General features: G+C 32.5%; 25 protein-coding genes. 4 read left to right on the top strand and 21 right to left on the bottom strand.

All coding sequences use genetic code 11. From position 1 onward, the window contains the following. Positions 1-74 precede the first annotated feature (74 nt). Positions 75-1,289, top strand: a complete 1,215-nt coding sequence (gene hflX / locus ACZ451_RS06450; protein WP_464216290.1) for a GTPase HflX — start codon at positions 75-77, stop codon at positions 1,287-1,289. An 827-nt stretch (positions 1,290-2,116) separates the two neighbouring features. On the opposite strand, the gene ACZ451_RS06445 is transcribed toward hflX, so the two are convergent. The 4 genes from ACZ451_RS06445 to ACZ451_RS06430 form a co-directional block, all read right to left on the bottom strand. After that, positions 2,117-3,004, bottom strand: a complete 888-nt coding sequence (locus ACZ451_RS06445) for a DUF3078 domain-containing protein (protein ID WP_464216289.1) — start codon at positions 3,002-3,004, stop codon at positions 2,117-2,119. Positions 3,005-3,081: 77 nt separating this feature from the next. Further along, a complete protein-coding gene (locus ACZ451_RS06440; protein ID WP_464216288.1) occupies positions 3,082-3,585 on the bottom strand; it encodes a DUF2480 family protein in 504 nt (167 codons plus the stop codon). A gap of 76 nt (positions 3,586-3,661) precedes the next feature. Next, the gene (locus tag ACZ451_RS06435) at positions 3,662-3,991 is read right to left on the bottom strand and encodes an SUF system Fe-S cluster assembly protein (RefSeq protein ID WP_464216287.1); all 330 of its coding nucleotides are present in this window, start codon (positions 3,989-3,991) and stop codon (positions 3,662-3,664) included. Between the two features lie 94 nt (positions 3,992-4,085). Beyond that, on the bottom strand, positions 4,086-4,508 hold the full coding sequence (locus ACZ451_RS06430; protein ID WP_464216286.1) for a SufE family protein: 423 nt from the start codon (positions 4,506-4,508) through the stop codon (positions 4,086-4,088). Between the two features lie 206 nt (positions 4,509-4,714). On the opposite strand from ACZ451_RS06430, the gene ACZ451_RS06425 reads away from it, so the two are divergent. Then, positions 4,715-5,209 (top strand): hypothetical protein, encoded by a 495-nt coding sequence (locus ACZ451_RS06425; protein ID WP_464216285.1) that lies wholly within the window; start codon positions 4,715-4,717, stop codon positions 5,207-5,209. 159 nt (positions 5,210-5,368) lie between these two features. On the opposite strand, the gene ACZ451_RS06420 is transcribed toward ACZ451_RS06425, so the two are convergent. The 11 genes from ACZ451_RS06420 to ACZ451_RS06370 form a co-directional block, all read right to left on the bottom strand. Continuing rightward, the gene (locus ACZ451_RS06420) at positions 5,369-6,583 is read right to left on the bottom strand and encodes an aminotransferase class V-fold PLP-dependent enzyme (RefSeq protein WP_464216284.1); all 1,215 of its coding nucleotides are present in this window, start codon (positions 6,581-6,583) and stop codon (positions 5,369-5,371) included. A 69-nt stretch (positions 6,584-6,652) separates the two neighbouring features. Next, positions 6,653-7,279 carry a porin family protein gene (locus ACZ451_RS06415; protein WP_464216283.1) on the bottom strand — a complete coding sequence of 209 codons (627 nt, stop codon included), beginning with the start codon at positions 7,277-7,279 and terminating at the stop codon, positions 6,653-6,655. A 14-nt stretch (positions 7,280-7,293) separates the two neighbouring features. Continuing rightward, positions 7,294-7,935 carry a porin family protein gene (locus ACZ451_RS06410; RefSeq protein ID WP_464216282.1) on the bottom strand — a complete coding sequence of 214 codons (642 nt, stop codon included), beginning with the start codon at positions 7,933-7,935 and terminating at the stop codon, positions 7,294-7,296. A 215-nt stretch (positions 7,936-8,150) separates the two neighbouring features. Then, positions 8,151-9,467, bottom strand: coding sequence for a Fe-S cluster assembly protein SufD (gene sufD / locus ACZ451_RS06405; RefSeq protein ID WP_464216281.1), 1,317 nt, complete (start codon positions 9,465-9,467; stop codon positions 8,151-8,153). A gap of 48 nt (positions 9,468-9,515) precedes the next feature. Beyond that, a complete protein-coding gene (locus ACZ451_RS06400; protein ID WP_464216904.1) occupies positions 9,516-9,890 on the bottom strand; it encodes a four helix bundle protein in 375 nt (124 codons plus the stop codon). Positions 9,891-10,015: 125 nt separating this feature from the next. Next, positions 10,016-10,768, bottom strand: coding sequence for a Fe-S cluster assembly ATPase SufC (sufC, locus tag ACZ451_RS06395; RefSeq protein WP_464216280.1), 753 nt, complete (start codon positions 10,766-10,768; stop codon positions 10,016-10,018). A 5-nt stretch (positions 10,769-10,773) separates the two neighbouring features. After that, positions 10,774-11,643: an N-acyl homoserine lactonase family protein gene (locus tag ACZ451_RS06390; RefSeq protein WP_464216279.1), complete on the bottom strand. Its 870-nt coding sequence runs from the start codon at positions 11,641-11,643 to the stop codon at positions 10,774-10,776. 132 nt (positions 11,644-11,775) lie between these two features. After that, on the bottom strand, positions 11,776-13,221 hold the full coding sequence (sufB, locus tag ACZ451_RS06385) for a Fe-S cluster assembly protein SufB (protein WP_464216278.1): 1,446 nt from the start codon (positions 13,219-13,221) through the stop codon (positions 11,776-11,778). A 96-nt stretch (positions 13,222-13,317) separates the two neighbouring features. Then, a complete protein-coding gene (locus ACZ451_RS06380) occupies positions 13,318-13,647 on the bottom strand; it encodes a HesB/IscA family protein (RefSeq protein ID WP_464216277.1) in 330 nt (109 codons plus the stop codon). A 341-nt stretch (positions 13,648-13,988) separates the two neighbouring features. Further along, positions 13,989-15,335, bottom strand: a complete 1,347-nt coding sequence (locus tag ACZ451_RS06375; protein ID WP_464216276.1) for a hypothetical protein — start codon at positions 15,333-15,335, stop codon at positions 13,989-13,991. A gap of 3 nt (positions 15,336-15,338) precedes the next feature. Then, positions 15,339-16,571, bottom strand: a complete 1,233-nt coding sequence (locus ACZ451_RS06370; protein WP_464216275.1) for a choice-of-anchor B family protein — start codon at positions 16,569-16,571, stop codon at positions 15,339-15,341. 133 nt (positions 16,572-16,704) lie between these two features. Here ACZ451_RS06370 and thiL point away from each other — a divergent pair, with 133 nt between their 5' ends. Continuing rightward, positions 16,705-17,751 carry a thiamine-phosphate kinase gene (thiL, locus tag ACZ451_RS06365; RefSeq protein WP_464216274.1) on the top strand — a complete coding sequence of 349 codons (1,047 nt, stop codon included), beginning with the start codon at positions 16,705-16,707 and terminating at the stop codon, positions 17,749-17,751. Between the two features lie 30 nt (positions 17,752-17,781). Here the strand turns inward: thiL and ACZ451_RS06360 are convergent, their stop codons facing one another. Together ACZ451_RS06360 and ACZ451_RS06355 are read right to left on the bottom strand one after the other, a co-directional pair. Then, entirely contained in the window at positions 17,782-19,005 is a 1,224-nt protein-coding gene (locus tag ACZ451_RS06360; protein WP_464216273.1) for a hypothetical protein, read from the bottom strand. 510 nt (positions 19,006-19,515) lie between these two features. Continuing rightward, on the bottom strand, positions 19,516-19,758 hold the full coding sequence (locus tag ACZ451_RS06355; protein ID WP_464216272.1) for a hypothetical protein: 243 nt from the start codon (positions 19,756-19,758) through the stop codon (positions 19,516-19,518). Between the two features lie 270 nt (positions 19,759-20,028). On the opposite strand from ACZ451_RS06355, the gene brnQ reads away from it, so the two are divergent. Further along, positions 20,029-21,315 carry a branched-chain amino acid transport system II carrier protein gene (gene brnQ / locus ACZ451_RS06350; protein ID WP_464216271.1) on the top strand — a complete coding sequence of 429 codons (1,287 nt, stop codon included), beginning with the start codon at positions 20,029-20,031 and terminating at the stop codon, positions 21,313-21,315. Positions 21,316-21,521: 206 nt separating this feature from the next. Here brnQ and ACZ451_RS06345 read toward each other — a convergent pair whose 3' ends face one another. From ACZ451_RS06345 to ACZ451_RS06330, 4 genes are all read right to left on the bottom strand, one after another. Beyond that, on the bottom strand, positions 21,522-22,103 hold the full coding sequence (locus ACZ451_RS06345; protein ID WP_464216270.1) for a MiaE family protein: 582 nt from the start codon (positions 22,101-22,103) through the stop codon (positions 21,522-21,524). Positions 22,104-22,161: 58 nt separating this feature from the next. Then, entirely contained in the window at positions 22,162-23,364 is a 1,203-nt protein-coding gene (locus ACZ451_RS06340) for a hypothetical protein (RefSeq protein WP_464216269.1), read from the bottom strand. 130 nt (positions 23,365-23,494) lie between these two features. Next, the gene (locus ACZ451_RS06335) at positions 23,495-24,787 is read right to left on the bottom strand and encodes an aminopeptidase P family protein (RefSeq protein ID WP_464216268.1); all 1,293 of its coding nucleotides are present in this window, start codon (positions 24,785-24,787) and stop codon (positions 23,495-23,497) included. A gap of 141 nt (positions 24,788-24,928) precedes the next feature. Continuing rightward, on the bottom strand, positions 24,929-25,237 hold the full coding sequence (locus ACZ451_RS06330) for a hypothetical protein (protein WP_464216267.1): 309 nt from the start codon (positions 25,235-25,237) through the stop codon (positions 24,929-24,931). Positions 25,238-25,362: the final 125 nt, after the last annotated feature.

Here is a 25,362-nt window from a genome sequence, read left to right as displayed (position 1 = left end):
TAACAATATAATTCTGCCTAAAAATACAAAATAGCTACAGTAGTATTGATTAGATTTGTATTATAATTTATTTTATGCTAGAAAAAAAGGTTATAGATTATGAAAGAACAGTTCTTATTGGGGTACTCAATAAAGAACAAAATGAAGCTAAGGTTACAGAATATTTAGATGAACTAGAGTTTCTTACCTATACTGCTGGTGGCGAGGTATTTAAACGTTTTACACAAAAAATAGATATGCCAAATCCTAAAACGTATATAGGAAGTGGTAAAATGAAAGATGTAGAAGCCTATATTAAGGAACATGATATAGGTTGTGTTGTTTTTGATGATGATTTAACACCAGCACAACAGCGTAATATAGAAGAAATATTACGTTGTAAGATCTTAGACAGAACCAGTCTTATTCTCGATATTTTTGCACAACGTGCACAGACTAGCTATGCACGCACCCAAGTAGAATTGGCCCAATACCAATATATACTCCCAAGACTTAAAGGTTTATGGACACACTTAGAGCGCCAAAAAGGAGGTATTGGAATGCGTGGCCCTGGTGAAACAGAAATAGAAACGGATAGACGTATTGTTCGTGACAGAATAGATTTATTAAAAAAGAAATTATTAAAAATAGATAAGCAAATGGGAACCCAGCGTGGTAACCGTGGTGCATTAGTACGTGTAGCTTTAGTAGGCTACACCAATGTTGGCAAATCTACTTTAATGAATGTAATTAGTAAAAGTGATGTTTTTGCTGAAAATAAACTCTTTGCAACTTTAGATACTACCGTACGGAAAGTAGTTATTGGCAACTTGCCTTTTCTATTAAGTGATACTGTTGGGTTTATTAGAAAATTACCTACCCAATTAGTAGAAAGTTTTAAAAGTACGTTAGATGAAGTTAGAGAGGCTGACTTATTATTGCATGTTGTAGATATTTCTCATCCTAATTTTGAAGACCATATTGCCTCTGTAGAAAAGATTTTAGGCGAAATAAAAAGTACGGATAAAAGGACTATTATGGTTTTTAATAAAATAGACCAGTACAAACATGAAACAATTGATGAAGACGATCTAATTACTCAAAAAACAAACAAACATTATACGCTTGATGAGTGGCGACATACTTGGATGGAAAAGGTTGGTGATAATGCTTTATTTATTTCGGCTCTTAATAAAGAAAATATTGATGATTTTAGAAAACGGGTATATAGTGAGGTAAGAGATATTCATATTACACGTTTTCCATATAATAATTTTTTATATCCAGAAAATCTAGACGAATATAAGTAATTTCTTACGTTAAAATGCATCGATGACAGACAGGATTTGCACTTTATAGAAGCTACAACAAAAAAAGTTTACTTCACAACAATAATTGTTCAAAAACATATAAAGCGCTATATATTTGTAGTGTATTCAAAACAATATTATTATCCCTAAATAATTTTATAATTAGAATGCAAAGTTTACTTGAGTTCCCCCAAACTCACAATGAGCTTAACCCAACTTAAAGCATAACCCAATCTTATTAACCCTACTTATACAAAATAATAAGCGTCCTTTAAACCAGAGGGCGCTTTTTTTACATTACATCTCATGTAATACCACATAACCTATCCTATAAAACAGACTTTAAGAAGATGAGTTCCAATTTTTGGCTTTATTTTAACATATTATTTATGTAAGTAAATAAATACAACCACGTCTAAATGGATATATGAAAAAGTAATTCATAAATTTGGTTTAGTTATTTCCGACTGGTTATCGGAAAAAATTTAAAAGCTCGGGGTGGTTTCCGAGCTTTCTTCGTTTATATATGCAAGATAATAATAGTAGTTTATCTAAGAAATTATACCTTTCATAGAACCTACAACACTATAGGATCACTTCACAACAATAGTTCTTTATTTTCTGTATACGCATAGTATATTTGAAGTGTATTTGAAAATCATGCTATTACAAAAATTATAAAGTATTTTAAAAACCCAAACTTAGAATAAACTTAACCCTACTTATAGCATTTCAAATAAAACTAAACCCTACTTATACAAAATAAAAAACGCCCTCAAGACCAGAGGGCGTTTTTTGTTATATATTTTTCTGAATCTTAATTATCCTTAAAATGCATAGTTTAAACCAAGTACATAATAGGTTTGTAATGGGTTATCTGTAAAACCAGCTACTAGTGCTTCTTGCTCATTACTACGCAAACCAAAATCTAACCCTACACCGATACCTTTCCAAAGGGTATAGCCAAAAGAGTTAATCCACGTCCAATTAGATAATTCACTTCCTTCATAACTCTGAAACATAGAAAGGTTTGTTTTAAAGCTCACTGCTCCTATTTTTCTTGTATAGTCTGCTACAATTTTAGCACCTAATGAAGAAGTAAATATTGGATCTTCACCAAAAACAAAGTTATAGTTTAAAGGGTGAATAACAACAACCAAATCAGTGATTGGAGTCCAAGTAGCACCAACACCAAAATCTAAATACCCAGGATTATTAAAGTTATCTATAATAGTAGTTCTGTATTCTCCAAGAGCAGATATTGCAAATTTCTCACTAAGCTTACGCCCATATAAAGAGGTAATTTGGAAAACATCTGTAGTCGCTTCAAAATTATCACTATCAGTTGGATCGTTCCTGTTATCTAATTTTACCCAAGCTAAATTTACATTTGCAGAATTTCTCCAGAAAAACTTCTCTTCTTTAAGGTTTGCAAAAGCATTTACAGTAAAACCTATATTACCTGAGTTGTTATTTGGTGTGCCCTGAGAAAACCAATTGTTAAAACCAGAAAGGCTCCCACCAATAGTTCCAAAAGCACCTTTTTTCCAACCAGGTAGCGCATCTATTTTAGCTTGTAATGCATCTACACGTGCTTGAATTGCGGCAATAGAATCTTTTTTAGGGCCTTGTAAAGCTTTTAATTCTTCTGCTGTCTGAGCATAAGTTGTAGCTAAAGTACATACCGCAAAAAATGCGAATACTAATTTCTTCATAATAGTAACGTGTTTATAGTTTATAGTTACACAAAAGTAACAATTGTACCATATATAATGCTAAAAAAACAGGAGTCTTATTTTCTTTTGTGTAGTGGTACAAAAGAGCAAGCTTCTCCATACATTACATTTTTTGCTACAGTTTGTATTTTTGTAGTTGCCCATACATAGGCATTAGGTGGCACGGGTTTATTGCTACATCCTTTTATAATCACTGGTTTATCTTGGTAAGAAGAGACATCTAAATTTTCTATAATAGCTTGATAGAGTGCTGTTTCTAAAGCCTCTAAATTACCAACTACAACTTTCTTAGCATAAGGTTCTAATTTTGTTGCCATTAACATATAAGCCCAACCTGGAATAATAGCATCTGTAGAGCAGGTTAAAGCTACGAAAGCATTTTGGTACACTTCCCAATTTTGCTTCTCTAAGGTTTCTCTAAAGTCTTTTTCACGAAGTATAAAACCCTCGTATAACCAGTCTTTAATGTCTAAAAGCACTCGTTTACCCTCAGGATAGTAGTCTTCTAAATCAAAAGTGATGAGTTTGCTCTCGGTAACGCGATTTTTTATTTCAGCCATGAATATCAGATTTTAGATATCAGATATCTGTTCGTTTTCTAAATGCTTTATAAATTTCTTACTTCTGACATCTTAATTAGAGCATTCCTAATTCCAGTTTTGCTTCTTCACTCATTAATTCTTGTGTCCAAGGCGGATCAAAAGTAATTTCTACTTCTGCATCTTTTACCGCATTTAAAGATTTTACTTTTTCTTCTACTTCTAGCGGTAAAGACTCCGCTACTGGGCAGTTAGGAGAGGTTAAGGTCATTAGTATTTTAACATCATTATCCTCGTTTACAAAAACATCGTAAATAAGCCCTAATTCGTAAATATCTACAGGAATTTCTGGATCATAAATGGTTTTTAAAACATTTACAATCTTCTCTCCTAATTCTGCTGTATCTATAGTGGTTTCTTCACTCATTTTTAAAAAGTTTATGAGTTTAGAAGTTTATATGTTTTGGGTTATTTTACTAAACTCCTAAACAAAAGCTAAAAGCTTTAAACTCCTAAACTATTTATTGTATTTGTGTTTGGTATGCAATAGCATACATTTTTAATTGTTTTATCATACTGACCAATCCATTGGCACGGGTTGGTGATAAATGTTCTTTTAATCCAATTTCATCAATAAAAGAAGTATCTGCATCTAAAATATCTTGTGGTTTTTGGTTGCTAAAAACACGTATTAAAATGGCAATAATTCCTTTGGTAATAATAGCATCACTATCCGCAGTAAAAGCTAGTTTATTGTCTTCTAGCTCTGCATGTACCCATACCTTACTTTGGCAGCCTTTTATAATATTATCAGCTGTTTTATATTCTTCATCAATTAATGGTAAAGATTTACCAAGGTCTATCATATACTCATAGCGTTGCATCCAATCATCAAACATTGAAAATTCGTCTACAATCTCTTCCTGTATTTCTTTAATTGTCATATGCTTTTTTAAGCTAATTTTAGATTACAAAAATACAATAAGTAATGTTGTATATCAATACTTTAAGATAGTATTAGTAGAGAAGAGGACTAAGTTATGCACTAGTAAGACTCTCGTTTATATTTATTATACTTGTAGTATGGGTTGTTATATTAACTATGTTATAAAGCTATATGATTAGTAATAATATCTAATTGATGTTTAATGTGAAAAAACTAAAAATTACTCCAAAAAATATATTCTTAGAATCGTTTGCAATGATTCTAATCATTTTCGGAATTAAAAAAATTTATGTTTCTTTCTTTTCCAAGGAGTATGAAGCTGCAATTAAAATGGATAAATCAGAACTAAGCAAACTAGGAATAGAAAGCTTTACTGAATTATTGTTCGGAGAATTTTATTGGAGTTTTGGAACCTTCATTGTGATTTTTATTTTAATTGGAATTCTCAAATTTTGGAAAAATAAAAAGATTGGAATCTTTGATACAATCATAGCTTTCATACTAGTTTTTCTCTTATTTCTATTAAGATTCTTTAATTTAGGAATCTTGCATGGGATTATAAATCAAGTTGGAGCATTTTTAAGTGATGTATTATGGATAAAAATGCTGATTACTGGCCTTTTTTGGATTCTTGTTGGAATTTCAATTATTTTGCATATAATAAAGAAATCAAACAAAACACATGATATAATTAATTGATTGAAAATAGTTTTACATTTAGAAATTACTACTCAATTTTTTGTAGTTAATCGTAGGCAAATCGTTGAAATGAAAAAATGACATTTATAAACCATACAATAACTCTCGTTTTCATAACTAGTCAACTAACAGTAAATTCCTAAAAATATAGGATCAAAACTACAAAAGCATCATCCTAGCCCTTTGAACCCCTTCTACCAAAACATCTACCTCTTCTTTGGTATTGTAAAAACTAAAGCTAGCTCGTACCGTTCCTGGTATTTTAAAGAAATCCATAATAGGTTGCGCACAGTGGTGACCTGTTCTCACCGCAATACCTAGTTTATCTAAAATAGAACCGATATCATAGGGGTGTACACCTTCAATATTAAAAGAAATTACGGAAGTTTTGTTTTTAGCAGTTCCATATATTTTTAAGCCTTCTATTGCTAATAGTTTTTCTGTAGCGTATGCTAGAAGCTCATGCTCATAGGCAGCAATTTTATCAAAACCAATAGCATTCATATAATCTAGACCGGCACCCATAGCAATTCCACCACATATATTTGGTGTTCCTGCTTCAAATTTATGCGGCAAGTCTGCATAAGTGGTTTTCTCAAAAGTAACCTCAGCAATCATTTCACCTCCGCCTTGATACGGTGGTAATTTATTTAACCAAGCTTCTTTTCCGTATAAAATACCCACTCCTGTTGGTCCACAAATTTTATGTGCAGATAAAGTGTAAAAATCTACATCTAGTTCTTGCATATCTGCTTTAAGATGTGGCGTAGCTTGCGCACCATCTACCAAAACTACTGCACCTACTTGATGCGCAGCATCTATAATGTCTTTAATAGGGTTTACAGTACCTAAGGCATTAGAGACATGGTTTACAAAGACTAGTTTTGTGTTATCTGATAATAAAGAATGATAGACCTCCATTTCTAACTCGCCCTCTAAACTCATAGGAATTACCTTTAAAGTAGCTCCTGTACGTTCACATAGCATTTGCCAAGGTACAATATTAGAATGGTGCTCCATGGCTGAAACAATAATCTCGTCTCCTTTTTTTATAAGAGACGAAAAACCATTAGCAACCAAATTAATACTATGCGTAGTACCTGAAGTAAAAATAACTTCATGCGCTTTTGCAATATTAAAATGTTCCTGAATTTTTATTCTGGCTTGTTCGTATTTATCGGTAGCTTCTTGAGAAAGCGTATGAACCCCTCTATGGATATTTGCATTGTAATTGCTGTAATAGTCAACAATAACATCTATAACCTGTTTAGGCGTTTGCGATGTTGCCGCATTATCTAGATACACCAGGGGTTTTCCGTTTACTTCACGGTTTAATATGGGGAAATCTTCTCTTATTTTTTGAATATCAATCATAACAATTGTACTTGTTTACAAAGATACCGACTATGGCTTAAATAGGCTATTAAGTTGATGGGTTTCTAACTAGAAAATATACCCAATTGCTAATTGAAAAGAAAGGTTTCTATTTTGGAAATCATTAGCAAAACTATTTCTTAAGTTATTCGCAAGCCCCAAATACAAACGAGGTTGTACAAAAAAATGATTATTTAACTGATAAGAAACTCCAGCAGCTAAGCCATAGTCTAATCTAAAATTTCCAGAAGATTTAAGGGGTCCTGTTTCTAGCCCTTCTTCGTTAAAATTGGTGTCTTTTACATTGGTTATTTGGTTGATTAAAAACGCAAATTGCGGACCTACTTCTAAAGTAAGTGTATTGCTTACATTAAAACCGGCTGCTAATGGTATAGATATATAATTATTCTGCGTATTGGATTTTATATTTCTTGCTCCATCAAAATCTCTTAAATCGGTATCGATCACAAAACCTTGATTGCTATATAAAAGTTCTGGTTGAAAATAAAAAGTATCATCTACTGTTATCCGCATAAAACCTCCTAATTGAAAACCTAATCGTGGTTGATAGCCTTCTGTTAAATCACCAAAAACAGTAGAATAATTAGCTCCTGCTTTTATACCAAATGTAGTTTCTTGGGCCGTTGAAAAATTAAACCATAGTAATGCAACTAGCACTAAAATTAGGTTTTTCATATCTTATGTTAAATTTAGAATAAAGTATATCCTATTGAAAGTTGAAAAACGGAGTTATTAGTTGTAAAATCTGTCAAACCTGCTCTAGTGAGATTTGAAAACCCTTGAAAGTACCCTAATTCTATAAAAAGTGCTGTGCTTACATTATACGCAACACCTATTTGTCCACCATAGTCTAATCTAAAATCACCAGAGCTCTCAAATCGATTTACTTCTATTCCTCTATCTTTTACAATAGATACTGCATTCAACAAAAAACTAATTTGAGGCCCAAAGTTTAAACTCACTTTTTCAGATAAATGATATTTAATAAGTAATGGAATAGTAAGATAGTTACTTATCTCAGAAGTTGAAAGAAATGGTGAATTATTTTGTGGGTCAACAACAATAACAAGATCTTCATTAACTTCAGTATTTGTTCCTTGTGAAGAAAAAGTTATTCTAGGTGAAAAGGTCCATTTTTCAGATAAAGGAAAATTTGCAAATCCACCTAAATGAAAAGAAATTCTTCGCGTAATATTAAATTCATCGAAATCTCGAATATCTCCTACTATAGTTGAATAATTTGCTCCTCCTATAATTCCTATTTTTTTATCTTGAGCAGTTGAAAAGTTTAAGGCTAATAAGCCTATGAGTAGTAAAAGTGCTTTTTTCATATTTGGTTGGTTTATAAACATATTGAACCCATAGTTAACTATTAAGTTTTTTAAAAGAAACAGACTCAAGAGACCGATCCTACTGAAAAAGCGGGATTAGTTCAGCTTACAGTGTTAAGTTCGTCTTATAGACTTCTCAACATTGAGTTTCTCTAACAAAAAAAAGCCTTTTCTTGCAGAAAGAAAAGACTTTTTACTCAAATTATAAAATTATGCTACAAATCGAATCCTAAATTAACGCCTAATTTCTTAGCAATTAATTTATTAATTCTGATTTTTAATTCCGGAATACGCACACTTTCTAATACGTTATTAGCAAAAGCATACATTAATAATGCTCTTGCTTCTTTTTTAGGTATCCCTCTAGATTGTAAGTAAAAAAGGGCATCTTCATCTAACTGACCAATAGTACAACCATGTGAGCATTTTACATCATCGGCAAAAATCTCTAATTGTGGTTTGGTATTAATTGTTGCTTTATCAGAAATTAGAATATTATTGTTTTGCTGAAAAGCATTTGTTTTTTGTGCAATCTTATCAACGATAATTTTACCGTTAAAAACGCCTGTAGACTTATCCCCATAAATACCTTTATAGTCTTGGTGACTCTCACAATTAGGTTCTTTATGGTGTACTAAAGTATGGTGGTCTACATGTTGCTTACCACTTAAAATACTGATTCCTTTCATAATAGAGTCCATATGTTCTCCATTCTGATAGAAATTAAGGTTATTACGTGTCATTTTTCCTCCAAAAGAGAAGGTGTGTACTTTTACAAGGCTATCACTTTTTTGATTGATGTAGGTATTATCAATTAAAGAAGCTGCTTCATTATCATTCTGAACTTTATAATAGTCTACAATAGCATTCTTAGCTGCAAAAATTTCTGTTACCGCATTGGTTAATACTTCATTAGACGTTAAACTCTGGTGCCTTTCTATAATTTGTAATTCTGCATTTTCTTCAGCTATTACTAAATTACGTGGTTGTAATAATAAAGATGCCTCATTACCTGTAGCAAAATGAACAATTTCAATTGGCTTTTTTGGCACTTTATTCTTAGGAATGTAGATGTAAGCTCCTTCTCTACTAAAAGCCGTGTTTAATGTAGTTAAAGACTCGTCTTTAGAGGCTATTTTATTAAAATAAACGTCTATGATTTGTTTATACATTGGCTTTGTTAAAGCCGAACTCATTAAGCAAATATCTACCCCATCATGCGTTGTTTCCGAAAGGAAAGAACTATAAATTCCGTCTACAAAAACAATTTTATAAGTATCTATCTCATTGATAAAATACTTTTTTACGTCTTTATATTCGAGTGCATTTTCTTTTTTGGGGAAAATACTAAAGTCTATTTTTTGTAAGCTATTTAATGAGGTATACTTCCAAGCTTCTTCTTTTTTTGAAGGAAAGCCTTTAGCTTCAAAATTCTTCATTGCTTCTGTTCTTATATCATGAACGGAATGCTCTATATCAACGTTATTTTCAAACGCTATAAATGAAGAAACTAATTTATCTTTTAAATCCATCTTATAAAATTTCTTGTTTACTAAACTTGTGTTTAGTGTTTCAAGTTTCTATTGTTTACTTTGTTTTTCTTTGAATTTTATTCCTTTAAAATCTTTTTTGTTCAAATAGGTCATAAAATTTGAAATCCTTCTACTTAAGAGTTCATACGCAGTGGTTAATTCTAATAATTCATTTTCTGTAATATAATCATTATCAAAAACCCTATATAATTGAGACCTTGACTCTCCAGCTGATGCTTTGGCTATAGATAAAAATTGTCTAAATTCAATATTACCGTCTCTTTCAAAACCTTCTGCTATATTATCCATTACAGAGCCAGATGATGCTTTTATTTGATCTCTTAATCTAAAATCATTTTTTAAATTAGTAGTTTTAGTTATTGCAATTATTTCTTTAGATAACTTTCTTGATTCTTGCCAAATTTATAAATCTTCAAACTTTTTAATTGTTGCCATAACTTGAAACTAGAAACCTTAAACTAACAACTTTGTAATGAATACTAAGTAATCAGTACTTTGTACTAAATTACTTTGTACTCCGTACTCATTTAAACTACAGTCTCACTTTTTAACCAATCGTATCCTTTTTCTTCTAACTCTAAGGCTAGTTCTTTAGTGCCCGATTTTACAATTTTACCATTGTGTAATACATGTACAAAATCTGGAACAATATGCTCTAATAAACGCTGATAGTGTGTAATTACAATTACAGCATTGTCTTTACTTTTTAATTTGTTTACTCCGTTTGCTACAATACGCAATGCATCTATATCTAAACCAGAATCTGTTTCATCTAATATCGCTAGTTTAGGTTCTAACATTGCCATTTGGAAGATCTCGTTACGTTTTTTCTCACCACCAGAAAAACCTTCGTTTAAAGAGCGTGATAAAAATTTTCTATCGATCTCTAATAAATCTGATTTTTCACGAATTAAACCTAACATTTCTTTTGCTGGCATATCTTCTAAACCTCTTGCTTTACGAGACTCATTAATTGCCGTTTTTACAAAATTTGTAACAGAAACACCTGGAATTTCTACAGGATACTGAAAAGATAAAAAGACACCTTTATGTGCTCTTTCTTCTGGAGAATCTTCTTCTAAATTTTCCCCATCTAAAATAACTTCTCCTTCGGTTACTTCAAATTCTTCTTTCCCAGCAATGATAGAAGCCAAAGTACTTTTACCAGCACCATTAGGCCCCATAATAGCATGTACTTCTCCTGCCTTTACTTCTAAGTTTATCCCTTTTAAGATCTCTTTATCTTCTACGCTTGCGTGTAAATTGTTAATTTTAAGCATCTGTCTTAATTTAAATATTTTGGTGCCTTTGGCATTTTATTAAAGTCTTCTTTTACGTGCTGTAATACTACTTTAGCATTTTTTTCTTTTGCAAAATTTTCAAAAGTCTCCATACTCTTTAAGGTAAGGTCTACATCATAATTAAAGCTAGGAACTCTTTTATAGGTTCTATTTTCAACAAGGTGATATAAATCTCCAGACAAAAGCATAGCACCACTTTCTACCAAGTCTACATACAATGCCATATGACCTGGAGTATGACCTGGTGTTGATTTTAAAATAACTGTTCCATCCCCAAATACATCATGATCTCCATTTAGTTTTTGCACATTGGTCAATTCTTTTATGGCATTATATCCATTTGCAGGATTTGCTTTACTGGTTTCACTTGTAATAGAATCGTACTCTATACCTTGCACCAACCATGTGGCATCTTTAAAAAGATTTGCGGCACCTGAATGATCAAAATGGGTATGTGATAAAGCAATATATTTGAAATCTTTAGGTGTTAAGCCTATTGATTTTAGCTGATTTATAGTAGAATCTTTTCTTGAAATGGTAAACGCACCTCCAGGAGGTGTTATCGGTTCTGGTGAAGCCACTAAGGCATCTGGCAGGCCTGTATCCCAAATTAAATTTCCTTTTGGATGAACAATAACATAAAAAGGATCTGCAAATTCTCTAGACTGCCCTTGGTAAGTAGTATCTTGAGAAAAAAGCGTTAACATATTTGCTTGTACCGTACCGCCTGCAAAAGTATATAACTTTACAGCTGGTTTTGCCATTTCTTTATCTTCAACAGCGGTTTCTTTTTTAGCTTCTTTACACGAGAATACTATAAAAGTTAATGCTGCTAATAATAATATTTTTTTCATTTTGTGTGTTCTAATCTTCTTGTTTCGCTTAAGGTAAACCTTATCAAAAGCTATTTATATAAATTACTCAGCAGTTACGATTTGCCTTCGGTTACGCTCAGTCAATATCTTGGTAGCTGAGCCCAGTTGAAACTATCCTACAGAGCCTTCTAAACTTATTTCTAATAATTTTTGTGCTTCTACAGCAAATTCCATGGGTAGTTTGTTTAATACTTCTTTACTAAAGCCATTTACAATCAAAGCAATTGCTTTTTCTGTATCAATACCCCTTTGGTTACAATAAAAAATCTGATCTTCTCCAATTTTACTTGTAGTAGCCTCGTGCTCTATCATTGCAGACTTATTCTTTGCTTCGATATACGGAAACGTATGTGCCCCGCATTCATTCCCCATAAGTAAAGAATCACATTGCGAGAAGTTTCTAGCATTTTCTGCTCTACTATTTATCTGTACTAGACCTCTGTAACTGTTTTGAGATTTTCCAGCAGATATCCCTTTAGAAATAATAGTACTTCTAGTATTTTTACCTAGGTGTACCATTTTAGTTCCAGTATCTGCTTGCTGATAGTTATTAGTTACAGCGATTGAATAAAACTCTCCAATTGAATTATCGCCTTTTAAAATACAAGAAGGATATTTCCAAGTTACTGCAGAACCGGTTTCTACTTGTGTCCAGCTTACTTTTGCATTTTTCTCGCAAATAGCACGTTTTGTTACAAAATTGTATACTCCACCTTTTCCTTCTTTATTTCCAGGAAACCAGTTTTGTACGGTAGAATATTTTATTTCTGCATCATCTAAAGCAATAAGCTCTACCACCGCGGCGTGTAATTGATTCTCATCTCTTGATGGTGCTGTACAACCTTCTAAGTAACTCACATAACTACTTTCATCAGCAATTACCAAGGTTCTTTCAAACTGACCTGTACCCCCTTCATTAATTCTAAAATACGTTGATAATTCCATAGGGCATTTTACCCCTTTTGGAATGTAACAGAAAGAACCATCTGTAAATACGGCCGAATTTAAAGCAGCATAAAAATTATCTGTTTTGGGAACAACAGTACCCATATATTTCTTTACCAATTCTGGATGTTCTTGAATGGCTTCTGAAATAGGCATAAAAATAATTCCTTTTTCGCCTAAAGTTTTCTGAAATGTTGTGGCAACAGAAACAGAATCTACCACAATATCTACTGCAACATTTTGCAATTTCTTTTGCTCATCTACAGAAATCCCTAATTTTCGGTACATTTCTAACAACTCAGGATCTACATCATCTAAAGTTTTATTAGGATCTGCTTTTTTAGGTGCCGAGTAATAGCTTATTGCCTGGAAATCTGGCTTTTCATAATGCACATTTGCCCATTCTGGCTCTTCCATTTTTTCCCAAATACGGAATGCTTCTAAACGCCATTCCGTCATCCATTCTGGCTCATTTTTTTTCTTAGAAATTGCAATTACAATCTCTTCGTTTAAGCCCTTTGGAAAAGTTTCTGATTCTATATCGGTATAAAAACCATACTCGTATTCTTGAGTTTCTAATTCTTTTTTTAAATCATCTTCTGTATATGCCATACTCCGTTAATTTATCAATTGTTTATAGTAGCAATTGTTTCATTATTTTTTTGATGTCCAATAGAATACCATTAGCACATCATTTCATTGTTGCTTTTATAGCGAAAAACTCTCTCCACATCCACAAGTTCGTTGTGCATTTGGATTATTAAATACAAAACCTTTACCGTTAAGTCCGCCAGAATATTCTAATATAGTACCTACTAAATATAAAAAGCTCTTCTTTTCTACAATAATACGTACTTCATTATCTTCAAAAATCTTGTCAGTTTCACCTACCTTATTATCAAAATTTAGTTCGTAAGATAAGCCACTACAACCACCACTTTTAACACCAACACGAACATAGTCCTTAGCTGCATCAAAGCCTTCTTCTGTCATCAAAGAAATAACTCGTTTTTTTGCTGTTTCAGATACTTGTATCATAATTAGTTATTTAATACCAAAAAACCGTATTTGGTATGATTCTAAATAATTTGCAAATATACTATATCTGTACGTTTTTTCCACTGTACCTAACATTATTATAACATATTATCCTATAAGAAATAATTATGTTAATTATATATTTTAATTATGTGAAAGTAGAAATTTAAAATTGGGACTCCTTATTTACTCAAAAGCTAAGCGCTAATTACCATAAATAGACGCTTTTTAGTCTATTTCTATGGTGTTTACTGGAAATTGGACCATTTGTTTAAGCAAGCATAGTTATATTAAGAAATTTTATCTTGAAGATTCTCTAATTGCAAAAATGATATTTTGTGCTATTTCACTTTAATAACGACTACATCAGATTTTCCTTTATTTTGTATATTTTGAAAATTAGTACTTGCTGTTTCACCTACTAGTATAATAGCTTCTTCATCTGTTTCTATGACATCAAAACCAAAATCTAATCCGGCACCTCCGAACGTTTGTTGCCAGATAATATTGGCATTAGCATCTGTTTTTAGCAACCAGATATCGTTTTCACCAGCATTTTCTGTAACATCATTATCTACACTTTTACTATTGCCTGCTATAATAAAACCACCATCTGTACTAGATATTACGCTATGGGCAGCATCAAACTGACTCCCTCCAAAAGATTTTTCCCAAAGCATATTTCCATTTACATCTAACTTTACCAACCAAATATCTGATTCGCCATTATTTTTAGAAACATCGGTATCATTACTAAATGTGTTTCCAATAATGACATAACCGCCATCTGCAGTTTTAGCAATGTCTTGGGCACGCTCTATACCAGTTCCCCCAAAAGAATTCTGCCATACCAATTCGCCACTATTATTTACCTTAACCGCCCAAAAATCATAACTCCCTCTAGAGTTTTTTATGTCAAAATCTTCGCTTTCCGTAAAGCCAGTCATAACAAAACCTCCATCATCTGCTGCAACTACGGCATGCGCTCTATCATTTGCGGAACCACCATAATAACTACGCCATTGTAGTGCTCCAGTAGCATCTACTTTGGTAGACCAAAATTCACCTACACCATGTCGTGTTAGGGAGCCTCCCTTTTCGGTGTAACCATCAGCACGAGCAGAGGTAATATCTAAAAAGCCAACAAAAAAGTAGCCGTTATCTGCTGTTTGCAAGATATCATAAGAATGATCATGCCCTGAAAAGCCATAACTTTTTTCCCATTCTATAGTTCCAGAAGCATCTAATTTTACCACCCAATTGTCATGAAAGCCTTTATTAACACTTGCGTCTCCATCATCACTTTTCGAATAACCTGTTAATACATAGCCTCCATCTGTAGTTTGCACAAGGCTTTGCCCTCTATCATCTTTACTACCACCATAGGTTCTATTCCATTGCTCATTGCCTTCTGCATCTAATTTTATCAACCAATAATCATTCACTGCTATTGTTTTATGACTTAAATCTCCATCAGTACTATTTGTAAATCCAAGAACAGCATAGCCTCCATCATTAGTAGGTACAATAGCTTGCGCAGTATCTTCACCCGATCCTCCAAAACTTTTTACCCAATCTAATTCTCCTAAAAAACGAGACACATCGGTTTCATTAGGAACCGTATCGCCAGTATCTTGAGCACATGCCATTAAAAAGACAACTCCTAGAGCAACTATTATTTTTTTCATTTTTTAATTTGATTTTTGAATTATAAATAGCCCCGTAGTAGCATCACTAACAATAATTTTACCACTAGAGAGGTAAGGGTAAACACTCCAAACACCTGCAAAATCTGCATTATCTGATGTTGGAAAAGTGTCAAAAAAACCAACTTCGGTAATATCTTTATCTGCAATAGTACTAATGTCTAAAACACGAATTCCTGCGGTATAATTTGCTAAGAAAAACTCATCTCCTTTTACATATCCGTTATGATCTATAGCACTCGTTGCTCCTAAATAGGTATCAAACAATACCGGATTGTCTAAATCGTTGAAATCAAAAATTAAAGTCCTTGATCTAAAACCAAAGTCTACCTCATCAAGTTCATCTCCTAAAATAAAAAATTGCTGATCTTCAGTAAACCAGCCTTGGTGTGTATACGCCGTATTTAAATACCGTACTGTAGCAATATTTACGGGGTTATTTTTATCGGTAACATCTGCTATGATTACCTCATTTTCATTTGCTCCAATATAAATTTCTCTCCCTGTATAATCTACATCAGGACCTGTGTAAGTAACTACTTGTGCATCATGAGAATATCCGTTTTCTGCGTAACCTCCTGCGGCGATAGGGTTTTTAGGGTCTTGGATATTTACAAAATGTGCTCCTCCCCTAAAAGCATCATTACGAGCTGTACCCACTACATAAGCAAAACCAGTTGCCTCATTTATAACAATATTATGCGCATTCCCAAATCCTGTAAAGCGTGCATCTGCCTCAAAAACGACAGGTGCATTCGTTACATTTCTCAGTTTGGTTAAATCAAAAACTTGCATACCGTGACCCGCGGCTTCTGATACAATAAAAGCATGATCTTGGTACACCTTAATATCGCGCCAACTACTTGAGACTGTTGCAGTAGGGAGTTTACCTAAATATTCTAAATTATTGGCATCCGAAATATCTACAAAGGCAGTGCCGTTATTTAATCCCATTATAGCATATTCTTTTCCTGTAGTTGTATCTGTCCACCCCCAACTATCATTGCCAGATTGCGCATCAAAAACAGAAAGTGGAAGTAAGCCAACTAAGTCATAACCATCGCAAGGGTAGATACCAGCCATACCATTATCACAAGGAGTTACATTTATAGCCTCTGTAGGTGGAACTGGAGCTGGAATAAAAGCATCTGTAGTACTTCCGTTATTTGAACAAGAAAAACATAATATTACAAGAGTATACAAAAGTATTTTTTTCATAGCATATTACTTTTTGTTATATATACTAACAATACCATAGCATATTTAGTACAATCTATCTGTTAAAACTAGAGCTCTTTATTTTAAATAGCAGATCAGTTGTAAAATACTCAAATACTACTAATTTTGCAAGATGATAGAAGATAAAAACCAAAAACGTACTTCAATTGAACAATTAGGAGAATTTGGGCTCATTGAACACCTCACCAAAAACTTTACATTGCAACATAAAAGCTCTTTAAAAGGAATTGGTGATGATGCTGCTGTTTTAGATTTTAAAGAAAATAAGACCATTCTTACTACCGATTTACTAATAGAAGGTGTACATTTTGATTTAAGTTATATGCCGCTAAAGCATTTAGGTTATAAAGCGGTAATGGTAAATTTATCTGATGTCTATGCAATGAATGCAACAGCAACTCAAATTACGGTTTCTATAGCGGTTTCTAACCGATTTCCATTAGAAGCTTTAGAAGAATTATATGCAGGCATTGCCCTTGCTGCTAGTACTTTTAAGGTAGATTTAGTTGGTGGAGATACCACCTCTTCCACAACTGGTTTATTGATAAGTATTACCGCATTAGGTACTGCAAATGAAAAAGAAATTACCTATAGAAGTGGCGCAAAACCAAATGATCTTTTGGTGGTTTCTGGAGATTTAGGTGGTGCTTATATGGGCTTACAAGTTTTAGAACGCGAAAAAGAAGTGTTTAAAGTAAACCCCAACAATCAGCCAGATTTAACACCATATACTTATATAGTGGAACGCCAATTAAAACCAGAAGCTCGGAAAGATATTCCTGAACTATTAAAACTATTAGAAGTGCAACCTACTGCAATGATAGATATTAGCGATGGGCTTTCTTCAGAAATTTTGCATTTGTGTAAAAATAGCAAGGTAGGTTGTAATGTATATGAAAATAAAATTCCGTTAGACCCAACTGTAATAACTGCTTGTGAAGAGTTTAAAATGGATAGTACTTTGGTAGCCTTAAGTGGTGGTGAAGATTATGAGCTTTTGTTTACTGTAGATCAGGCCGATTTTGAAAAAATAAAGGCAAATCCTAATCTAAGTATTATTGGGCATATTACTGATCTTAGCGAAGGTGCTAATATGATTACAAGAGGCGATGGTGTGATTCCTTTAAAAGCGCAAGGTTGGAACTCTTTTGAAGGCTAGTCCTAAAAAATCAATAAAAGGTTTCGTTACCTATTGTTTTAATTGTATTTCATGTAGGCTTAGTGAATAAGCACTCCCTACTGGGCTAGTACTCTTTAGATATTCTGGGTTATTCCTATCTTTTTCATTGGTAAAATTAGCAGAGTAACACAACCACATTTTTAAGCCATCTTCACTAATAAATTTTGAAGGAATATTTACAAAATAAGCTTGCTCTCCAAAATCTTTCATATAACTAACCATACGCCAAGGTCCCGTAATATGGTCAGATTCTAATATATACGTATTCATTTTCTCAACAGTGGGCCAACCATCTGTAACACACATCATATACTTTTTTAATGGAGCATTATAGGTCATGGTTACACATCCTGTATTATTATTCCAATCTACTATAGGTTGTATTTGTTTAAAATCATAAGACCATATTGGATTTCCGTCTGCATCATTACCCGCAAAATATTCGTAAGCACTTTCATCATTTATATTTTCTGGTGTTGGTACTACCCTGCATAGGTATATCTCATCTCCAGTAATCCAACTTAAATTTGCTTTTCGTTCTTCTAATTCTTTTTCTGTAGCACCATGCGCTACTAAATAAGCTTTACCATCAGGAGAATGCTCCATATTTTTCCCAAAATCTACAAAATGAGGCGCACCTATTTTAACAGGGTTATTAATTTCATCTGGCTCTGGAAAAAGTGTTTCACCTGGTGTTGAAGATACTGGTGGTTCTACCCAAGTTTTTCCCATATCATAGGAAATACGAAAGCCTGAAAAAGGACCTAAAATAGGCCAATTTAATCCATAAGGTCTATGATTTAAAGTATACGTGCCATAGTACCATATCGAATCGTAAACTAGACTACCACAGGGATAACGCCCTTGATAAGGTTTAGAAGAACCTTCTCTTGTTCCTAAAGAAACAACACTTAAATTCATAGGATCGTCTCCTTTTATAATTGCTTGCCCCGTTCTAGCTTTTGCCCCAGACCATGAATTGCATTTTTCTCCTGCAATACTACCATCTGTCCAAGGAGAATATAAGTTTCCATCCGATGCCCAAGAAGGGTACCACGTATCTGCTTTAGTATAATTAGCAAACTGACCTGTAAATTCTATCGCTTTTATTTCTTTAGACATCTGAAAAGGCCATGTTATATCATTTTTCACCTTCCAACGATACGGAGTCGCTTGATCACTTTTGTAAACAAAAATTTTTGAATCAGTTGTAATTGTATTTTGTGATATCATAAAATAAGGAACACAAGAACTGAGTATTAATACAAGTAAGTATATGTTATGTTTTAAAACCATATCAGTAAAAGGGGTATTTTAATCTTAAAAATCTATGAATAAATATACAGAAAATTCACTATGCCTGATCTTTTTCTTATGAAATCCAATAAACACCATTATATTTCTTTTCTATTCAAATAAAATTCTTAGGAACGGAGCTGGGTAATGCTTCAAAAAGAACAATGATTTTAAAAAAATTACTAGATCTAATTTATTTTCTGTTAAAAACACTTTAATGAGTTGGGCACCCATAAATTCAAAATAGTTTGGAGAGCGGATTATCGATTACACCTATAATTACTGCTTTTAGCTAAAACAAAAAATTCCCGAAAATGCATAGTGATCCTATGATGATTATCTAAGGGCAACAGATAACCAATAGTATAGGGCTATAATTTTCAGGAATACTTTTAAGAATTCTGTAAGCACTAAGGCTTAGAATTCAACTCGCCAGAGCATAAGTAATCACGCCACTTGTCTGTGTGACGCTCTATGTTTCTTCTGATATAATTTTTCTAGAGTTGCATTGATGTCTTGTAATTCTGGTGTTAACACAGAAAGATTACCAGATACATCTGTTGTAACTTCTTTATTACAATGCACACATTTGTATTCTTTAATATGTTCGGTTACTTTTCTTGATACTGAATAGTGGTGTCCAAAAATTGAGCAGCAGAATCCGCTAAACTTAGCTAATACTTTTGTCATAGGTTAAGGTTTTTTTTATCATATAAGTATCAAATTTGGGGAACTCAACACTAACAATAATAAATTGGTTTTTTGCTTGATTTTGATGAAACAATTACAAGAAATTATAAATGTTTTATTTTAGAACGGAACACCTCTTAATTTTATTGAGTGCTTGTACTAAATTATTTAAAAAAAGAGCACTTTTTCGACCAACTACACAAAATGCAGAATTATTAGTATTCTTTTAGCTCCTTTTTTTCTATTATCTTTCTCCTAATTTTAAAAAATATGTTTAAAACCAAAGACATTTTTGTTACTGCTTTTGCCTTATTCTCCCTATTTTTTGGTGCAGGTAATCTACTGCTTCCTCCACTATTAGGATATCAGGCTGGTGAAAACTGGATATGGGTTAGTTTAGGTTTTATGATTACGGCTGTTGTGATTCCTCTTTTAGGGATTTTAGCACATGCTAAATTACAAGGCACTATGTACGATTTTGGAAAAAAAGTCTCTCCAACTTTTAGTACTATTTATTGCATTATTGTCTATTTAATTTCAATACTTATTCCATCACCAAGAACTGCTTCTGCAACACATGAAATTGCGATTGAACCTATTTTTGGAACAAGCCCTCTATTAACAAGTACTATTTACTTTATGTTAGTCTTGGTTTTTGTACTCAACAGATCTAAAATATTAAACTTTATCGGTAAGTTTCTAACACCTTTAATTGTTAGCATACTCCTTTTAGTAATTGGCATTGGTTTATTTTCTAGTGATGCTATTGTAAAAACTACTGACTTTAATTCACCTCTGGCAAAAGGTATTTTAGAAGGCTACCAAACTTTTGATGCAATTGGTGCAGTAGTAGTGGGTGCTGTAATTATCATTTCTTTACATTTAAAAGGCTTTCATTCATTTGAAAAAAAGAGAGCTATTATTCGTAAAGCTGGTTTTATTGCTGGTTTGGGATTGTTTATTATTTATGCTGGGCTAATTGCTGTTGGCGCATATTACGGTTCTGAAATTACTATAGATACTTCTTTAAGTAGTGATATGCAAAGAGCAAAACTACTTAGCGGCATTAGTTTGGCTACCTTAGGCAGTACTGGAAATAGTATTTTAAGCATCTTAATTTCTTTAGCCTGTTTTACTACAGCTGTAGGTATTATTGCTGGTACTGCAGATTATTTTAAGGGCTTGTGCAATGGGTCACAAAAAGCATATGTTTTCACTGCAGTTATTGCCAGTGCTACAGGAGTACTTATTGGCCAGTTAGATTTTCATTCTATTGTAGTAATTGCTTTTCCTGCATTGATGTTTATTTATCCAATTACTATTGTTTTAATTCTTTTAAATGTACTCCCAAATAAATTTGCAGCTGCATCTGTTTTTAGAATTGTAGTGATCATTACAATTATTTTTAGCATTCCAGATTTTTTAGGAAGCGTTGGTTTAGGAGAATACCTAAAAGACATACAACCTTACATTCCATTGAGTCGTTTTCAGATGGGTTGGGTATTACCTGCTTTAATAGCTTTTCTAATTGGGAATTTAATTAGTAGTAGGGAATAATTCTTTAAATTGAAGTAACCTGTTTTACTCCTAGGAGTTTTAATTGTCCTAAAATATTAGTTCGAGTGCTTTTGAGGTACGAAAAAGTGTATCGAGGACTATTTTAGAACTAAAATTCTTATTCTCGATACAATTTTTTTCATTTCATTTCTAAAAATCACTCAAATGGACAGCATTTTTTTTAAATACTCAACAGGCTAGAAGCATTATCCATGTATGGTTGTAGATGTTCCGTATCGTTTAATAATTTCGCCTTCTTGTACTAAAAGTTCTTTCCATTGTTTATCCACATCTATTCCTTCACCGTATTTGCGTGCTAAACCTAAAAATGTAGTGTAGTGTCCCGCTTCGCTAATCATCAATTCTTTATAAAATTTAGAAAGTTCTTCATCTTTTATATTTTCAGACAATACCTTAAAACGTTCACAACTACGTGCTTCTATCATGGCAGAAAACAACAACCTATTCACCAAACTTTGCTGTCTACTTCCTCCCGTCATTCTAGCCTTAAACAATTCGTTTACATAACTATCTTTACGTTCTCTACCCAGTGTATAGCCTCTTTTTTTAATGATATTGTGTACCATTTCAAAATGCTCTAATTCTTCTTTTGCTAAGGCAAGTAGTTCCGTAACCATATCAGTTAACTCTGGGTTTAAAGAAATAATAGTAATAGCGTTTGTAGCTGCTTTTTGCTCACACCAGGCATGGTCTGTTAATATTTCTTCTATATCTGTTTCTACTAATTTTGCCCAACGTGGGTCTGTAGCAAGTTTTAATCCTAGCATTTTTTCTTTTTTATATTGATAAAATTAGGGCTTTTTTTATCAAAAAAACTTTTACTTTTTAAATTGACAATGATACACTAAAAATTAAATCTTTATTTCCATAAAACCCTTCATAATCCATTCCTATTGAGATCCCATTTAGAAAAGTATTATTATTAAACCCAAAATACTTAGAGATTCCTATTCTATAGTCTAAACGACTTTTGAATATTGAAAAAGAAGAGGATGTAGTTACGTTATGTTTCTGAAAACTTTTAGATATATACAACATGCCTCCTACTTCTCGCCTATACCTTTCTAAAAAATCTGCTCCTAAAGCAATACTTATTTTTTTAAAATTAATTCCATATTCTATTTTATGATTCTCTGCTGTTCCAGAAAAATCTGAAAAAAGAAGTTTTCTATTTCTGTAAGAATATCTTAAAAAATCATCTTTTTTAAATATGTTCCATTTACCAACTTTAGCAGAAAAATCCCTGCTGTTTTCATTGTCTTGACGATATTCTAAAGATACCCCAAAGTCAGTTTTAACTTTACCCAAGTATGTTAGAGATTGAGAAGCACTTATTCCTAAAGGTAATTTTATTGATACTGAGTATCCAATTGAAAATGAATTTGGGACATAGCACCAAGTCATTATGCCTCCTGAATCATAGCATCCTTTTTTAGGAACAAGTGTTTCTTTAAATGTTTTATAGGATTCCCTTAAATTTAAAGTCTCTGAAACTTGTTTTACAAAATCTAATACTATTAATGACTCTGGTATAGAATCTTGAACAGATGGAGTCCAATAATGTTTAAAATTATAAGTCTCTTTATCCGAACTTTCTATAAAATAAATAATGCCATCTGACCCATAAGACCAATCAGCAATTTCTTTTTGAGGTGGCACTTCTAATATTTTAGAAGTGTTGATAATTTTTAAGACTTCATTCAATTTTTCTTTTGCCAAAACATTTTTTTCAAATAAGGTTTCTCTTCTCTTATTTCTACCATGTTTTTTTCTATAGATATAATTAATAAGTTCCCCTGATATTGAATCATTATTTTTAGTGATTTCAATTACTTGTCCTCTACTCCTAAATCTAAATGAAAAATCATCATTTGTTTTTAAAAAATCTTTAAGCTTTAATTTTTCATTTAACAGATTACTGCTTTCATAATGATAAATTGTATCACCAGCTATAGTTTTATTTTGGCTAAATACAATTAGAATAGGAAATACGATAAAGAATAGGGATAGATATCCGTTTTTAATCATGTTGGTAGGTTATTTAAAGTAAACTTAGAGTCAAACTACTTATAATTAAACCAATAATGAGTAAACTATCACTTTCAATACGTGAAAAGGCCTTTTATTTATCCCTTATTAAAAAATCTATTCTAAAAACCTAAGCATTCATCAACTCCTCTATCTCCTCCATTTCTATAGGAATGGTTGCCATTAAATTAAATGGTACTCCATTTTCTTGTATCACCACATCATCCTCAATTCGAATCCCCATTTTTTCTTCTGGAATATAGATGCCTGGTTCTACCGTAAAAACCATATTAGCTTTCATTGGCGTTTTTAAAGCCCCATAATCGTGTGTATTTAAACCAATATGATGACTTGTGCCATGCATAAAATACTTTTTATAGGCAGGCCAATCTGGATTTTCATTTTGGATATCTGCTTTATCTAATAATCCTAAGCCTAAAAGCTCCGAAGTCATTATTTTACCTACTTCTTTATGGTATTCTGCCCAAAGTGTTCCAGGCACTAGCATCTTAGTTGCTTCTTTTTTCACCCGCAAAACAGCATTATAAACTGCAGCTTGTCTTGGGGTAAATTTTCCATTAACTGGAACTGTACGCGTTAAATCACTAGAATAATTAGCATATTCTGCGGCAACATCCATCAGAATTAAATCCCCATTTTTACATTGCTGGTTGTTTTCTATATAGTGCAACACATTAGCATTATTACCCGATGCAACAATAGGCGTGTAAGCAAAGCCTTTAGATCTGTTTCTAATAAACTCATGCAACAGTTCTGCTTCAATTTCGTACTCCCAAACGCCAGGTTTTATAAAAGATAATAAGCGTCTAAATCCTTTTTCTGTAATATCACAAGCGCTTTGCATTAATGCAATTTCTTCTGGTTCTTTTACTCCACGTATTTCTTGCAAAATAGGGTTACTTTTAGCATAATTATGTGCCGGGAATTGTGCTTTGCATTTGATGATAAATCGGTCTTCTCTGGTTTGTGTTTCTACGGCTTGGCGATAGTGTTCATTGGTATTAAAATATACCGTATCAGCTTCGGTCATCAGATCAAAAAATACTTTATCAAAATCTGAAAGCCAGTAAACCGTTTCTATTCCAGAAACTGCTGTTGCCTTTTCTTTGGTTAATTTTTCGCCTTCCCAAACAGCAATATGTGCATTTGTTTCCCTAACAAAAAGGATTTCTCTGTGTTTTTTGTTTAAAGCATTGGGGAATAATACTAAAATTGTTTCTTCTTGATCGGCACCACTTAAATAAAAAATATCTCTATGCTGCTCAAAAGGCAAAGTAGCATCTGCACTAATAGGATAAATATCATTAGAATTAAAAACCGCAATACTTTTGGGTTTCATTTGAGCCATAAACTTTTTTCTGTTTTTTATAAAAAGCTGACTATTAATTTGTTCGTATTTCATACTTACAATTTTGTATTTCCATCAAAAATATGAAATAATACCAGTTATTAGTCTCTGGATATGGACTAATAGCATCTTTTAAAAAGAAAAAAGGAGACTCGTTTCCAAGCCTCCTTTTTAAAATGTATAGTTAAAGGTTATTTATTTTGAAATTGCTTTTTTAATAAGACCTACAACTGCCATAATAACGCCACCACCAACACCACTGCCAGCAATACCACCTATAAGACCAGATAAATCCATACCGCCTATAATTGCATCGCCACCCGTTGCTGTACTAGCACCTAGGCCAAGCATTGCCAATATTTTAGCACCACCAACACCTCCTAAAAGTCCAGCAATAGTGTTGCCAATGGAACCTAAAGACATGTTTTTTAATAATTTTCCGGCTACATTACCGCCTACAGCACCAGAAACTAATTGAATGATTAAGGGTAAATACTCTTCCATTTTTATTTATTTAATTGGTTAGTTATCAATAAATTAACTAAATATATTTTATATACACAATTTTATAGTTATATTTTTGTCATTATAAAAATAATCCTGCTGTAAAAATCAGAACTAAATAATGC

The sequence above is a fragment of the Allocellulophaga tsushimaensis genome (genome assembly GCF_055383085.1).
The sequence above is the reverse complement of the archived record's forward strand: the minus strand, read 5'-3'. Positions and strand labels throughout refer to the sequence as shown.

What these genes read in the sequence shown, in the direction of transcription:
- thiL (WP_464216274.1), top strand. Translation starts at nt 16,705, where the DNA reads ATGATAGAAGATAAAAACCAAAAACGTACTTCAATTGAACAATTAGGA.
- sufD (WP_464216281.1), bottom strand. Translation starts at nt 9,467, where the DNA reads ATGGATTTAAAAGATAAATTAGTTTCTTCATTTATAGCGTTTGAAAAT.
- ACZ451_RS06420 (WP_464216284.1), bottom strand. Translation starts at nt 6,583, where the DNA reads ATGATTGATATTCAAAAAATAAGAGAAGATTTCCCCATATTAAACCGT.
- ACZ451_RS06360 (WP_464216273.1), bottom strand. Translation starts at nt 19,005, where the DNA reads ATGATATCACAAAATACAATTACAACTGATTCAAAAATTTTTGTTTAC.
- ACZ451_RS06410 (WP_464216282.1), bottom strand. Translation starts at nt 7,935, where the DNA reads ATGAAAAAAGCACTTTTACTACTCATAGGCTTATTAGCCTTAAACTTT.
- ACZ451_RS06375 (WP_464216276.1), bottom strand. Translation starts at nt 15,335, where the DNA reads ATGAAAAAAATAATAGTTGCTCTAGGAGTTGTCTTTTTAATGGCATGT.
- hflX (WP_464216290.1), top strand. Translation starts at nt 75, where the DNA reads ATGCTAGAAAAAAAGGTTATAGATTATGAAAGAACAGTTCTTATTGGG.
- ACZ451_RS06330 (WP_464216267.1), bottom strand. Translation starts at nt 25,237, where the DNA reads ATGGAAGAGTATTTACCCTTAATCATTCAATTAGTTTCTGGTGCTGTA.
- sufB (WP_464216278.1), bottom strand. Translation starts at nt 13,221, where the DNA reads ATGGCATATACAGAAGATGATTTAAAAAAAGAATTAGAAACTCAAGAA.
- ACZ451_RS06355 (WP_464216272.1), bottom strand. Translation starts at nt 19,758, where the DNA reads ATGACAAAAGTATTAGCTAAGTTTAGCGGATTCTGCTGCTCAATTTTT.
- ACZ451_RS06440 (WP_464216288.1), bottom strand. Translation starts at nt 3,585, where the DNA reads ATGGCTGAAATAAAAAATCGCGTTACCGAGAGCAAACTCATCACTTTT.
- ACZ451_RS06345 (WP_464216270.1), bottom strand. Translation starts at nt 22,103, where the DNA reads ATGCTAGGATTAAAACTTGCTACAGACCCACGTTGGGCAAAATTAGTA.
- ACZ451_RS06370 (WP_464216275.1), bottom strand. Translation starts at nt 16,571, where the DNA reads ATGAAAAAAATACTTTTGTATACTCTTGTAATATTATGTTTTTCTTGT.
- ACZ451_RS06445 (WP_464216289.1), bottom strand. Translation starts at nt 3,004, where the DNA reads ATGAAGAAATTAGTATTCGCATTTTTTGCGGTATGTACTTTAGCTACA.
- brnQ (WP_464216271.1), top strand. Translation starts at nt 20,029, where the DNA reads ATGTTTAAAACCAAAGACATTTTTGTTACTGCTTTTGCCTTATTCTCC.
- ACZ451_RS06430 (WP_464216286.1), bottom strand. Translation starts at nt 4,508, where the DNA reads ATGACAATTAAAGAAATACAGGAAGAGATTGTAGACGAATTTTCAATG.
- ACZ451_RS06390 (WP_464216279.1), bottom strand. Translation starts at nt 11,643, where the DNA reads ATGAAAAAAATATTATTATTAGCAGCATTAACTTTTATAGTATTCTCG.
- ACZ451_RS06335 (WP_464216268.1), bottom strand. Translation starts at nt 24,787, where the DNA reads ATGAAATACGAACAAATTAATAGTCAGCTTTTTATAAAAAACAGAAAA.
- ACZ451_RS06415 (WP_464216283.1), bottom strand. Translation starts at nt 7,279, where the DNA reads ATGAAAAACCTAATTTTAGTGCTAGTTGCATTACTATGGTTTAATTTT.
- ACZ451_RS06380 (WP_464216277.1), bottom strand. Translation starts at nt 13,647, where the DNA reads ATGATACAAGTATCTGAAACAGCAAAAAAACGAGTTATTTCTTTGATG.
- ACZ451_RS06340 (WP_464216269.1), bottom strand. Translation starts at nt 23,364, where the DNA reads ATGATTAAAAACGGATATCTATCCCTATTCTTTATCGTATTTCCTATT.
- ACZ451_RS06435 (WP_464216287.1), bottom strand. Translation starts at nt 3,991, where the DNA reads ATGAGTGAAGAAACCACTATAGATACAGCAGAATTAGGAGAGAAGATT.
- sufC (WP_464216280.1), bottom strand. Translation starts at nt 10,768, where the DNA reads ATGCTTAAAATTAACAATTTACACGCAAGCGTAGAAGATAAAGAGATC.